12 protein-coding genes are annotated in these 13,851 nt (G+C 46.2%); 3 read left to right on the forward strand and 9 right to left on the reverse strand.

The genetic code is table 11. The features are described from left to right. Position 1: 1 nt before the first annotated feature. The 7 genes from ispC to rpsB all read right to left on the reverse strand — a co-directional run bounded on the left by ispC (position 2) and on the right by rpsB (position 6,069). A complete protein-coding gene (ispC, locus tag RA178_RS15120) occupies positions 2-1,192 on the reverse strand; it encodes a 1-deoxy-D-xylulose-5-phosphate reductoisomerase (RefSeq protein ID WP_131523802.1) in 1,191 nt (396 codons plus the stop codon). Between the two features lie 4 nt (positions 1,193-1,196). Then, positions 1,197-2,054: a phosphatidate cytidylyltransferase gene (locus RA178_RS15125; protein ID WP_131523803.1), complete on the reverse strand. Its 858-nt coding sequence runs from the start codon at positions 2,052-2,054 to the stop codon at positions 1,197-1,199. A 20-nt stretch (positions 2,055-2,074) separates the two neighbouring features. Continuing rightward, positions 2,075-2,902: an undecaprenyl pyrophosphate synthase gene (uppS, locus tag RA178_RS15130; RefSeq protein ID WP_212600030.1), complete on the reverse strand. Its 828-nt coding sequence runs from the start codon at positions 2,900-2,902 to the stop codon at positions 2,075-2,077. Positions 2,903-2,983: 81 nt separating this feature from the next. Further along, entirely contained in the window at positions 2,984-3,541 is a 558-nt protein-coding gene (gene frr / locus RA178_RS15135; protein ID WP_012088724.1) for a ribosome recycling factor, read from the reverse strand. A gap of 21 nt (positions 3,542-3,562) precedes the next feature. Further along, positions 3,563-4,300 carry a UMP kinase gene (pyrH, locus tag RA178_RS15140; RefSeq protein ID WP_006080981.1) on the reverse strand — a complete coding sequence of 246 codons (738 nt, stop codon included), beginning with the start codon at positions 4,298-4,300 and terminating at the stop codon, positions 3,563-3,565. Between the two features lie 68 nt (positions 4,301-4,368). Beyond that, positions 4,369-5,220, reverse strand: a complete 852-nt coding sequence (gene tsf, locus RA178_RS15145; protein WP_028760606.1) for a translation elongation factor Ts — start codon at positions 5,218-5,220, stop codon at positions 4,369-4,371. Between the two features lie 120 nt (positions 5,221-5,340). Continuing rightward, a complete protein-coding gene (gene rpsB / locus RA178_RS15150) occupies positions 5,341-6,069 on the reverse strand; it encodes a 30S ribosomal protein S2 (RefSeq protein WP_028760607.1) in 729 nt (242 codons plus the stop codon). Positions 6,070-6,352: 283 nt separating this feature from the next. On the opposite strand from rpsB, the gene map reads away from it, so the two are divergent. From map to dapD, 3 genes are read left to right on the forward strand one after another with little or no spacing between them, the layout of a single operon-like run. Next, positions 6,353-7,183 carry a type I methionyl aminopeptidase gene (gene map / locus RA178_RS15155; RefSeq protein WP_226058787.1) on the forward strand — a complete coding sequence of 277 codons (831 nt, stop codon included), beginning with the start codon at positions 6,353-6,355 and terminating at the stop codon, positions 7,181-7,183. A gap of 33 nt (positions 7,184-7,216) precedes the next feature. Then, positions 7,217-9,802, forward strand: a complete 2,586-nt coding sequence (gene glnD / locus RA178_RS15160) for a bifunctional uridylyltransferase/uridylyl-removing protein GlnD (protein WP_306682582.1) — start codon at positions 7,217-7,219, stop codon at positions 9,800-9,802. A gap of 21 nt (positions 9,803-9,823) precedes the next feature. Continuing rightward, a complete protein-coding gene (dapD, locus tag RA178_RS15165; protein ID WP_028760609.1) occupies positions 9,824-10,648 on the forward strand; it encodes a 2,3,4,5-tetrahydropyridine-2,6-dicarboxylate N-succinyltransferase in 825 nt (274 codons plus the stop codon). A gap of 133 nt (positions 10,649-10,781) precedes the next feature. On the opposite strand, the gene RA178_RS15170 is transcribed toward dapD, so the two are convergent. Beyond that, a complete protein-coding gene (locus tag RA178_RS15170; protein ID WP_168823188.1) occupies positions 10,782-12,713 on the reverse strand; it encodes an HD domain-containing phosphohydrolase in 1,932 nt (643 codons plus the stop codon). 172 nt (positions 12,714-12,885) lie between these two features. After that, positions 12,886-13,752, reverse strand: a complete 867-nt coding sequence (gene purU, locus RA178_RS15175) for a formyltetrahydrofolate deformylase (RefSeq protein WP_105252965.1) — start codon at positions 13,750-13,752, stop codon at positions 12,886-12,888. Positions 13,753-13,851: the final 99 nt, after the last annotated feature.

Consider the following 13,851-nt stretch of genomic DNA (forward strand, 5'->3'; position numbering starts at 1 on the left):
GCTAAGCGATGCTTGCTAAGGTTTCACGCGCATAGACGCGAGTTTGCGCATCTAAGGCTAAAATATCTTCTATGCTGCCCATAGGGCGTTTAGGCACAGTCACTAAACAAGCTTCGTTCACTTTTGCAATTTGAGTAAAGCCAATTTGTCCCTGTAAAAACGCTTCAACAGCGACCTCATTGGCAGCATTTAACACAGTTGTCGCCTCTTGGCCTTGGGCACACGCGTCCATTGCCAGAGCTAAACAGGGGAAACGTTCAAAATCAGGTTCATAAAAGCTTAACTGTCCGACTTTGAAAAAATCTAAAGGTTCAACGCCAGAATGAATTCTTTGCGGATAAGCCATGCAATGGGCAATAGGCGTACGCATATCTGGGTTACCCATTTGGGCGATAACCGAACCATCACGGTACTGCACCATAGAGTGGATAACGCTTTGCGGATGAATAACCACCTTCAGTTGCTCAGCCTGAGTGTTAAACAACCACCGCGCCTCAATGAACTCTAACCCCTTATTCATCATAGTGGCGGAGTCAACAGAGATTTTAGGTCCCATGGACCAATTAGGGTGTTTACAGGCTTGGGCAGGCGTCATGGCCGCAAGTGTCGCAAGATCCGACCGCAGGAAAGGTCCGCCAGAACCGGTTAACAAAATATGGGATATACCCGACGCAGCTAAATCGCAACGGCCGAGGTTAGCCTGTACTTCTAGGGGTAAACATTGAAAGATAGCATTATGCTCACTGTCCACGGGCAAGAGCACAGCACCAGAGCGCTTAGTCGCCTCAATAAACAACTCACCCGACATGACTAAAGCTTCTTTATTGGCCAGTAATACTCGCTTTCCTGCCTTCACGGCTTCAAGGGTTGGTACTAGCCCTGCAGCCCCGACAATCGCTGCCATTACAGTATCCACTTCGGCAGCCGTCACTAAACCGAGTAAATCGTTCATGCCAGTAGTGACTTGGATATTGAGCGCAGCGGGTAAAACGGCGCGTAACTGTTTCGCAGCCTCTTCATCCACCATATGCGCGACTTTCGGTTTATGGGCTACACACAAAGCCAGCATCTTATCAACGCTCGCATTGGCCACCAATCCATAAATACTATAAGCCAATGGATTAGCCGAAATCACGCTTAAGGTACTAGCACCAATTGAACCGGTAGCACCCAAAATCACCATATTTTGCATAGCGTTACATCCAGAATGCAATGTAGATCAGGGTAAACACCGGCAAGGCTGCAGTCAGGCTGTCGATGCGGTCGAGCACGCCGCCGTGACCGGGCAAAATAGTGCCAGAATCTTTAATACAGGCCGCACGCTTAAACATACTCTCAGATAAATCGCCCAGCGCTGACACTAAAGCAACAAATAAGGTCACTGCCACAACTAAACCCAGTTCTTGCTCTGGTGAATAATACATAACACCTGCAACCACGAGCATAGTCGTCACTAAACCACCAAGTAGGCCTTCCAAGGTTTTAGCAGGGCTCACTGCAGGCATCAGTTTCGTTTTACCTATCGCTTTACCGACGAAGTAAGCCCCAGAATCAGCGGCCCACACAATCAACATCACTAACAGTACTAATACTGGGCCGTAATAGGGTGAAGTTTGTGAGCTAATGGATTTGAGTGCGATAAGAGCAACAAAGCAAGGCACTAAGGTTAACTGTCCAAACATGGACTTAAACATAGGATTCTTTTGCCAGAACTTAGCGCTTTTAGGATAAGTTACCACTAATAATAGTGATGCTAACCACCAGAATGCACCAATATAGAGAATGGCCAAATAGATAGGATGTAACTGATGGCTTAACCAAACTGCATCGATTGGCACAATAAGATTAATTGCCACCAATAGGATGCCGACTGTGAAGGTAAAGCTCCACTGAGTGACATCACACTGATTATCGATAATTCTTCCCCATTCCTTTGCTGCAATAAGGAAGACGGCAACTAAGGCCCAGGCGAAGTAGCTGGCAGGGAGCAAAAATATCGCCCCTAAAACTAATGGAACTAACCAAGTTGCTGTTATTATTCGTTGTTTTAGCAAAAAAAATCCCTCATGAGGTTTTACAATGCACGCATCTCATCAATCTGACTTCCAGTCAGACCAAAACGGCGCTGGCGACTTGCAAAAATGGCTATCGCTTCATGAAAAGCCTGTTCATCGAAATCAGGCCAAAGGGTGTCGGTAAACACCAATTCTGCATAGGCCGCCTGCCACAGCACAAAATTGCTGATGCGACAGTCCCCGCCCGTGCGGATCATTAAATCAACTTCACTCTGATTTTGCATGCACAAATGTGCACTTAAGGCTTCTTCGGTGAACTGACTGCTGGTCATTTCGCCAGTTTCGACCTTTTCCGCTAATTTTTGTGCTGCTTGAAGTATGTCCCAACGGCCACCATAGTTAGCCGCAACATTTAGAATCAAGCCAGTATTGCGAGATGTCTTCTCTTGAGCAGCAGCAATTTGCTTCTGTAATCGCGCCGAAAAGCGGCTGATATCGCCAATAATGTTGAGCTTAACCTGATTCTTATCCAGCAATTTAATTTCGCGCTGTAATACGGTAAAAAACAACTCCATCAGCAAGCTGACTTCTTTATCGGGTCTACGCCAATTCTCGCTAGAAAATGCGAATAAGGTTAGCGATTCAATGCCTAATTGGCTTGCCGTGCTTACGGCTCTTCTAACTGCCTTAACACCAGCCTTATGTCCCATCACTCGTGGTTTACCTTGGGTTTGTGCCCAACGCCCATTGCCATCCATGATAATAGCAACATGCTTAGGTAACGACTGTTTCACGAGTTCGGGTAATTGTCCCGGCAAGGTCGTTTGAGTGTATAAATCACTCTCACTCGTCCTAGGGTGCGGATCAAGTTCCACTGTGGATGACATCTAATACAGCCCTTTAAAATAGACAAACGCCGTGTAGTATACCCCTACACGGCGCATCAACTCTAGCTTATCGAACTGAGATTAGACTTCCATCAACTCAATTTCTTTGGCCGCTAAAATCTCATCGACCTTTTTAATGTGAGCATCAGTGAACTTTTGTACTTCTTCTTCACTACGACGCACATCATCTTCAGTACAAGCTTTAGCTTTTTCAAGCTTTTTCACTTCAGAAATCGCATCACGACGCACGTTACGGATAGCAATACGACCGTTTTCAGCTTCGTTACGCACCACTTTGATGAAGTCTTTACGACGTTCTTCAGTCAACGCGGGTAATGGAATACGTAATGTCGCGCCAGCTGACATAGGGTTCAGACCTAAATCAGAGCTCATAATAGCCTTTTCAACGGCTTGGATAGCACTACGGTCAAACACAGTCACAGACAGAGTGCGTGAATCTTCAACGCCCACGTTAGCCACTTGGTTTAGTGGCGTCATAGTGCCGTAGTAAGAGACTTGAATGGAATCCAGCAGGCTTGGGTGGGCACGACCGGTACGCACTTTTGCCATTTGGTTTTTAGTCGCGTCAACGCATTTACCCATACGCTCTTGCGCATCTTTCTTAATGTTCTCAATCACGTTAAATGTCCTTCTTGGTCATTAAATAACTTTTTTCGCTCTGATCAGCGTGCCTTCTTCTTCACCCATGATAACGCGGCGTAGAGCGCCAGGTTTATTCATGTTGAAGACTAAAATAGGCATGTCGTGATCACGCGCCATAGTAAAGGCGGCTAAGTCCATTACTTTTAATTCTTTTTCCAGAATTTCCGCATAAGTCACTTCATCATACTTAACGGCGTCTGGGTTCTTCATTGGATCTTCGGAGTATACACCGTCGACTTTAGTGCCTTTCAATACGACTTCAGCTTCGATTTCAATGCCGCGTAAACAGGCCGCAGAATCGGTCGTGCAGAAAGGATTACCTGTACCGGCAGCAAAAATAACCACTCGGCCAGATTTTAGCAAGCTGATCGCTTCAGCCCAATTGTAATCATCACACACACCCTTTAACGGGATAGCTGACATCAGACGAGCATTAACATAGGCACGGTGCAGGGCGTCTCGCATTGCCAAGCCGTTCATAACCGTTGCCAGCATACCCATGTGATCGCCCACCACACGGTTCATGCCTGCTTTTGCTAGGCCTTCACCGCGAAACAGATTACCACCACCAATAACCACACCCACCTGAATACCCAGCTCAACCAGCTCTTTCACTTCCTGAGCCATGCGATCTAATACTTTAGGGTCGATGCCGAAGCCTTCGTCGCCCATCAGTGCTTCGCCACTTAATTTAAGAAGAATGCGTCTAAATGCGGGTTTTGGATTGGTGCTCATAATTTTTATCCTGGTCATAACAAGACCGCAGCTATTGCCGCGGTCTTGGGGGTATTTAGCGTTGGCGATTAAGCCTTTTTAGAAGCAGCGATTTGAGCAGCAACTTCAGCCGCGAAATCTTCTTCTTTCTTCTCAATACCTTCACCCACTTCTAAACGAATGAAGTTAGTGACTTTAGCGCCTTTCTCTTTCAGAATTTCGCCAACAGTTTTCTTTGGTTCCATGATGTAAGCTTGACCAGTCAGAGAAATCTCACCGGTGAACTTCTTCATACGACCAAGAACCATCTTCTCAGCGATCTCTGCCGATTTGCCTTCGTTCATTGACATTTCGATTTGCAGAGCTTGTTCTCTTGCAACGATTTCTGCAGGAACATCTTCTGGGTTCACGTATTCAGGCTTAGAAGCAGCAACGTGCATTGCGATGTGCTTTAAGGTTTCTTCGTCAGCTTCACCGGCAACAACAACGCCAATGCGCTCACCGTGACGGTATGAAGATAGGTTTGCACCATCGATGTACTCAACACGACGAATGTTGATGTTTTCACCGATTTTAGTTACCAATGCAACGCGTGCATCTTCGAACTGTGCTTTTAAATCTTCAAGAGTCACTTTAGATGCAGCAGCGGCATCTAATACTGCGTTCGCGAATGCTAAGAAGTTTGAATCTTTAGCAACGAAGTCAGTTTGACAGTTAACTTCTAATAGCGCAGCGAAACCTTCGCCATTCTTGATCAGAATTGTACCGTCAGCAGCGATGTTACCCGCTTTTTTAGCCGCTTTAGCAGCGCCAGACTTACGCATGTTGTCAATTGCTAACTCCATGTCGCCGTTAGCTTCTGTCAGAGCGTTTTTACAATCCATCATGCCTGCGCCAGTACGGTCGCGCAGTTCTTTAACTTGGGCAGCAGTAATTGCCATTGTTAAATCCTCTATAAAAAATCGACTAATTTGCAGATATAAAACAGGGGCCGAATGGCCCCTGTTAACCAATCAAAAATCTTGGTTAATAAGGGTGATGATAATCATCCCGCCTTATTATTATTCGGCTTCTACGAAACCGTCTTGCTCAGCTTGAACAGCCAAATCTTGACCACGGCCAGCTTTTGCAGCAGCAGCAACAGAAGAAGTGTACAGGCGGATAGCACGCATAGCGTCGTCGTTACCAGGAACGATGTAGTTAACACCATCTGGCGCAGAGTTAGTATCAACAACTGCAACAACAGGGATACCCAGGTTGTTAGCTTCTTTAATAGCGATATGCTCATGGTCAGCACCAATGACGAATAATACGTCTGGCAGGCCGCCCATGTTTTTAATACCACCTAAAGATTTTTCCAGCTTTTCAAGCTCACGAGTACGCATCAGCGCTTCTTTCTTGGTCAGCTTGTCGAAAGTACCGTCTACTGATTGGCTTTCCAGTTCTTTCAGACGTTTGATTGACTGACGAACGGTTTTCCAGTTAGTCAGCATACCGCCTAACCAGCGGTGATCAACATAGTACTGGTCACAAGACAGAGCAGCTTCTTTGATCGCTTCGCCAGCAGCACGTTTAGTACCAACGAATAATACTTTACCTTTCTTTGAAGCTACGTTGCTGATGAAAGCTAGCGCTTCATTGAACATTGGCACAGTATGCTCAAGGTTGATGATGTGAACACCGTTGCGAGCACCGAAAATGAATGGCTTCATTTTTGGGTTCCAGTAACGGGTTTGGTGACCGAAGTGGACACCGGCCTGAAGCATATCGCGCATTGAAACTGTAGTCATTTCTATTACCTTAAAATTTAGGGGGTTAGACCTCCACGTATCCCATGTCTTCGACCCCTTATATAACAACTGAGGGCACCCCGAAGAATGTGTCGACACGTGTGTGATTTAGTATTTAGACAAATAGCCATGTATAATGGCCGCCATCTTTAGTCTTGCAAGTATCAAAGCAGCGCAAAAGCTGGCTTGGACAATTCATCAAGACTTAAACATAACGGCGCGCTTTATACCATAAATAGCCCTAAAGCACAAATTTTTGCATTAGGTTGCGTGGCCAACAGACATTAAAGACACAAGAGAAAACGCAATGAGTATAGTCATCAAGACCGCTGAAGAAATTGAAAAAATGCGTGCTGCGGGCAAACTAGCCGCACAGGTATTAGAAATGATCGCGCCGCATGTTAAACCGGGCGTGACCACCAATGAGCTCAATGACCTCTGCGCCAAATATACCGAAGAGCAAGGTGCGATTTCGGCGCCGCTTAACTACCATGGTTTTCCCAAATCCATTTGTACTTCTGTAAACCATGTGATTTGCCACGGCATTCCAAACGACAACCCACCATTGAAAGAAGGCGATATCCTCAATATCGACATCACAGTGATTAAAGACGGTTATCACGGCGATACCTCGATGATGTTTTTAATCGGTGAAGTGAGCGCGAAGGACAAACGTCTGTGCCGCATCGCGCAAGAAAGCCTGTATTTAGCTATTCGTAAGGTTCGTCCAGGTTTAAAACTGGGTGAAATTGGCAATACTATCGAAAAATTCATCAAAGCCAGCAAAACAGGGCTTGAGAAATATTCCATCGTGCAAGATTATTGTGGCCACGGTATTGGCTCGGGTTTCCATGAAGAACCTCAGGTTATGCATTACCGTAACGGCGATAACACAGTATTACGCCCAGGTATGTGTTTCACCATTGAACCTATGATCAATGCCGGTCGCCACACGACCATACTCGATCGCGATGATAAGTGGACGGTTACCACCTCCGATGGTAAAAATTCAGCCCAGTGGGAACATACCTTACTGGTGACTGAAAAAGGGGTTGAAGTACTTACCCTGCGTGAGGATGAGGATTTCCCACGCATCATCAATCACGAGCGATAGGCCATACTAACAAGCATAAAAACAAGGGACTCGATGAATATAGCTCTGCTCGCTAAACAATCATTAATCGAACAGAATCAGATTCTTTTGGCCAGTTTTAAGGCTAAAAAACCGATTGAAGAGCTCGTCACGCAGCGCTGTCAATTTGTCGATGCCCTTGTCAAGCAAGCTTGGAAACAGCACGGTCTAAGGGAATATGATATTGCCTTGATTGCCGTGGGGGGCTATGGCCGTGGGGAGCTGCATCCCCACTCGGATGTCGACTTGCTGTTCCTGTTTAATGATATCTTGTCACCCGCCGCCGAAGCGGCACTCAGTCAGTTTATTGCCTTTCTGTGGGATGCCAATCTGGAAATCGGCCACAGTGTCCGTACGTTAAACGACACGATTATCCTCGGCCGTGAAGACATCACCATAGCCACCAATTTGTTAGAGGCACGATTGCTCGAAGGGCCCGAATTCTTATTCGATCAACTTTATGATGCGATTCGTCAGAGTGACTTTTGGACTTCAAGCGATTTTTTTATCGCAAAACGGGATGAGCAAAATGCTCGACATGCCAGAGCCAGTGCCTTCGATTTAGAACCCAATATCAAGAGTTGTCCAGGTGGTCTTAGGGATATTCAAACCATTGCTTGGGTAGCCATGCGTCACTTTGGTGCCGCTCGCCTCGAAGAATTAGTCCAATACGACTTTTTAGAGCCTGGTGAACTAGAAGAGCTGCTCGAATGTCAACACTTTTTGTGGAAGCTACGCTTTGCCCTGCACATGGTGGTCGGTCGCGATGAAAACCGCTTACTGTTTGATGTGCAGCGCCAAGTTGCCGAGCTTATGGGGTATGAAGACGCCACCCAGCTTGCTGTTGAGCAAATGATGAAACGTTACTATCGCACGGTACGTCGAGTGATGGAGCTAAACGAAATGTTGCTGCAACTGTTTAAACGGGCAACACTGGGGCACACAAAAGCTTTAGAAATTCAATCGATAGATAAACACTACCAGCGCCGCGGCACTTTTATTGAAGCGCTAAGCGATGATCTTTTCGATAGCGGCGAAGAAATTGTCCGGCTATTTTTGTTAGTCGCTAAAAACTCCAACATCAAAGGCATTTACGCACCAACGCTGCGTTCGCTGCGCCGAGCAAGACGCGCCCAGCCGCAAGCCTTACAAGAAAACCCGCTTTGTCGCCAAGCCTTTATGGAAATTCTGCGCCACCCTCGCGGCATTGTTGCTTTGTCTTTAATGCATAAACACGGTGTGTTATCGGCCTATCTACCCGCATGGCGAAATATTGAAGGCCAGATGCAGTTCGACCTTTTCCACGCCTATACGGTCGATGAACACACCCACAGATTACTGCTCAATATCGAGCGTTTTTCCCAAGCCGAACAAAAGGAAGAATTTCCCTTAGGCTCGATTCTCATCAACCAACTGCCTAAAAAAGGTTTACTCGTATTGGGCGCTATCTTCCACGATATCGCCAAAGGTCGCGGTGGCGATCACAGTAAACTAGGCTCAAGCGATGCCCTCGCCTTTTGTAAGCTGCACGGGTTAAACGATCACGATGGCCGTCTAGTCGCTTGGCTGGTTGAAAATCATCTGGTGATGTCTGTCACCGCCCAGCGCCGCGATATTTCCGATCCCGATGTGGTGGCCGACTTTGCCAATAAAGTCCGCGATGCCGTGCATTTAAGCTATCTGTACTGCTTAACCGTCGCCGATATCTGCGCCACCAACGAAAAAACCTGGAACAACTGGAAAGGCTCACTGCTGCGCGATTTGTACTTTTCGACCCAAAGGGTGCTCGCCCGCGGTAAAGAAAAACCCGTCGATATTCGTGCCAGAGTGCGTGAATACCAAGCCAAGGCGAAAAAAGAGCTGCTGCGCCGCGGATTGAAAGAGAAAGATCTCGATGCCCTGTGGCAACGTTTTAAGGCAGATTACTTTTTACGCCATCAGCCCAATCAAGTCGCGTGGCACGCCGAAGCAATTTTAAAGCACAAACAACAGGATGAGCCTTTAGTCTTAGTGTCCAAACACACCACCCGTGGTGGTACTGAGCTATTTGTCTATTGCCAAGACAGACCTAAATTGTTCGCAACTGTGATGGCGGTACTCGACAATAAAAATATCAACGTCCATGATGCCAACATAATGACGTCAAAAGACAATTATGCCCTCGATACCTTTGTGATCTTAGAGCAGGATGGTGAGCCCGTTAGCCAGCTGTCACGCATCCAAAGTATCCGTAAAGCGCTTGAGAAAGCCCTGTCGAGCGACAGTCCAAAACTGCCGCGCTTTAGAAAACTATCGCGCAAGATGAAACCTTTTAATGTGCCGACACAAGTGAGTTTCCTCGAAAGCAGTCGTCATGGTACAAGTATGATGGAGCTTATCGCCTTAGATTCGCCAGGATTACTGGCAAAAGTTGGGGATATCTTTTACCGTTGCAACACAACATTACTCGCGGCCAAAATCACCACCATTGGTGAGCGAGCCGAAGACTTTTTTATGCTGCAGACCAATGACGGCTTGCAACTTAACGAAACCCAAGAGAATACCCTCAGGGACGCTTTAATCAGTGCCCTGAGTGCAAAGAATATCGAATCAGTTAATTAACGAGACCAGTGGGAGAAGTAAATGGAGGCTTTACGCCAACGTATTGAGGCGGCTTTTGAAGCACGCGCCGACATCACACCAAGCACAGTTGACGCAGGTGTGCGCAGCGATGTGCAAAATGTCATCAATATGCTCGATAAAGGTGAAGTACGTGTCGCCGAGAAAATCGACGGACAATGGCATGTGCACCAATGGCTGAAAAAGGCGGTATTACTGTCCTTCCGTATTTTCGATAACGTGGTTATCGATGGCGCCGAAACCAAATACTTCGACAAAGTGCCGTTAAAATTTGCCGAATATGATGAAGCCCGCTTTAAAGCGGAAGCCATTCGTGTAGTGCCTTCGGCGACAGTACGTAAAGGCTCATTTATCGGTAAAAATACCGTGTTGATGCCATCCTATGTGAACTTAGGTGCCTATGTTGATGAAGGCACTATGGTTGACACTTGGGCAACGGTTGGCTCATGTGCACAAATCGGTAAAAACGTGCATTTATCTGGCGGAGTGGGCATTGGTGGCGTACTTGAGCCATTGCAAGCGGGCCCAACCATCATCGAAGATAACTGTTTTATCGGTGCGCGTTCTGAGATTGTTGAAGGCGTGGTGGTTGAAGAAGGCTCAGTGATTTCCATGGGCGTGTATATCGGCCAAAGCACTCGAATTTACGATCGCGAAACTGGCGAAGTGCATTACGGTCGTGTACCAGCAGGCTCTGTTGTTGTTTCTGGCAACTTACCATCAGCCTGTGGCAAGTACAGCCTCTATGCCGCTATTATCGTTAAGAAAGTGGATGCAAAAACCCGTAGTAAAGTGGGTATCAACGAATTACTGCGTATTGTTGATTAACAGTCACAGCATTTGTTCGATAACATGAGTTCCATAAAAAGATGCCTAAGGGCATCTTTTTATTGTCGGCACCATTTAGCCTACAGTTGCGCTGTCATTATCAGGCTTAAAAATAAAGTGTTTAATAAGGCACTTAAATCAAGCGCTCTACTTCACGGAATGCATTTCTCGTCATTGCAATGGCCCGCCAGCCGATAATCCCCAATGGCTGCTGCGCTTTGTTCACTACCACAAGATATTCTGAGTCTAGTAAATTCAACTGCAGTAATGCATCTTCCGATGTGGCCACCTCACTGATAATAGGCACTGAATGCTCCATGATCTGATGGGCTTTTTTATGTAAAGATGCCCTATCCAGTTCACGCTCAGCCGCAGTGCCAAGTAATGGGCTAAACCAATGTTCCAGTAAGCGACTCGTGATCACCCCAAGTATCTTATGTTGCTCATCCAATACCACTGCCACCTTAGCATGGGCAGTCGTAAGTAAACGCTTAATATCAACTAACTCATGGTCGAGTGAAATCGTGACTAAAGGTTCAAGCGGCGCAGCACCAATATGATCGCTAATACTCAACTCTCGATTAATCAAAATCGCTAAACAAGTTTCGACTATCTCAGGGTCAAAAAGTGTACCTTTACCCGCACGCAGCACTTCAGTCATTTTCTCCAGCCCTAACGATGGGCGATAAGGCCTGTGGGACAATATCGAATCGGCAACATCGGCGACGGCAATAATTTTCGCCTCATATAAAATAGCCTTATCCTTTAAGCCCGCTGGATAACCTGAGCCATCAAGCCGCTCATGATGCTGTAAAATCATCTCTTTAATGGGCCAAGGAAACTCCACATCCTCAATAATTTCAGCACCATGTAATGGGTGAGTCTGAATTAATGCGTATTCTTCTTTTGAAAGTTTTGACGGTTTTGTCAAGATCTGCGATGGAATCGCTAACTTGCCGATATCATGGACTAAGGCACCAATCTTCAGTCCTTCTAAACGCAGCGGGTCTAAGCCTAATTTCTCACCAATCAAATAACTTAATTGCGCCACCGACTTTTGATGCCCTGCGGTATAGGCATCTTTCAGTTCTAATGCCTCAGAAATGGCACTAATAAGCTGGGTTAACGATTGAGATAATTGCTCTTTTTGCGCTTTAATGATTTTGGACTGCCTGGATACCGCGCGCAATGTGCGTGGTAGTTCAATGCTGTGCCATAAAATGCTGGCGAAAGTCAGTAATGATCTCGCATCATTACGACTATAGGGCTCGTTACGGTCAACCACACACAGCATGCCCACTAAGCGACTGCGAAATAAAATCGGCACCGCCAAGTAACGCCCTCCAAGTAGCAGTTTATCTAAGGGCAAATCCCCTAAGCGCCTTTGAGAGTCGGTTTGATTTTGGATGATCGGCTTATAATCTCGCACACATTCGAGCCATACGCGGCTTTCAAGTTCTGACACTTGGGTATTATCTTCAACAAAATCGGCTTGATTAGCCTCTGCGTGGGGATACTCAGAACGCGCAGCGAGTGTGAGTGTTTTTAACTTTTCGTTATGCAACAGAATAAAGCCATATCGACTGCCAGTGAGCGACATCGCCTTAGAAACTGCGACTTTAAATACTTCTTCTTGGGAGGATTTAATCACATCTTCTATGTGTTGCAACCAAGCATCGCTGGCTTGAATCGCTCGACGATAATCCGAGTGCAACTCCTTCATCTGCGGATCTTCAAAATTGATGTCGGATAGAATCAAGTACCATCCCATTTCAGGTAAAGAATGCAGCGCGAGATGCACACGTATGCCGCGATGATCTTGTAATTGAAAACCTATTTCTTGGCCGCGTCGCCTCACGATATCGGCGCATAGTTCAGCATTAAAAGCACTAAACAATTGGCTAATGGGTTGATTAATGATTTGCGCCGCAGAGCGTTTGCAACGGCTGTAAAAGGCTTGGCTCATCCGTAGCACACAAAACTGCTCATCTAGCTGTGCCCAAGATAAATTCAAACTATCGGGCAAGTCTTTCATTCCAACAATAAGGCTTTGACGAGTTGACATCCAGCACTCCGACCTGTAATTCGAGCATGGGTAATACACTATACCGCTATGTTCACCCCAATGTGAGCACTATAAAATCTCCAATAAACATAATGATAGCTGATTTCATGACAGACGCGGGTTAAAATAAACGCCGCTGAATGTCATGCCATTGCCACGACTCACCTACATCTTAGAAAACGATCGTTTTATTGCCGTACACGACCACTTGTTCGTTGAGCACTAATTGCAGCGCTTTACTCAATACACTCTTTTCAACATCGCGCCCAGCACGCGCCATTTCTAAGGCACTATAACTGTGGTCGACGGGAATTACGTCTTGCTTGATGATCGGCCCTTCATCGAGGCAATTATTCACAAAATGCGCCGTCGCACCGATAATTTTCACCCCGCGCTCCCAAGCCTGACGATAGGGTGCTGCGCCGATAAAAGCAGGTAAAAAAGAATGATGAATGTTGATGATACGATTAGGATATTGCGCCACAAAATCTGGAGTTAGCACCCGCATGTACTTAGCCAACACCAGATAATCTGGCTCATATTGCGATACCGCGGCCAACAGTGCTTGCTCGTGTTGAATTCGGTCTAAGCCTTCGTGGCTCACCAGATGAAAGGGGATGTTAAACTTCTCTGCCAATTCACGTAGTGCATCATGATTGCCCACCACAGCGGCAATCTCGACACTTAAACCACCGTAATAGGCTTTCATTAACAAATCGCCTAAACAGTGCGCTTCCTTTGTGACTAACACCACAATGCGTTTTTTACCTGCGCTAACTAACGTCATATGATTTTGTGTAGGCAGTACGTCACGCAGATCCTGCAATAACTGTTCGCTGTTAAAAATGCCCTCTAACTCAGTTCGCATAAAGAAACGCCCTTGGGCATTATCCACGAACTCACTGTTTTTGATGATATTCAGTTTATGAGTAAAACAAACACTGGTGATTTTAGCGATGAGGCCTTGGGCATCAGCGCAATCCGTCAGTAAGATTTTACGTTCTATGGATGGCGAAGTATTACCGCGAGTTTCAGTCATTTGTTGCAAAGTTGGCTCTCCTATATTGTCCCTACATCGAGTTTGCCATAGCAAATCATGCTGAACAGTATGAAAACCCTATAATGCGAAAATAAAAAT

The organism is Shewanella oncorhynchi (assembly GCF_030848765.1).
GTDB classification, from domain to species: domain Bacteria; phylum Pseudomonadota; class Gammaproteobacteria; order Enterobacterales; family Shewanellaceae; genus Shewanella; species Shewanella oncorhynchi.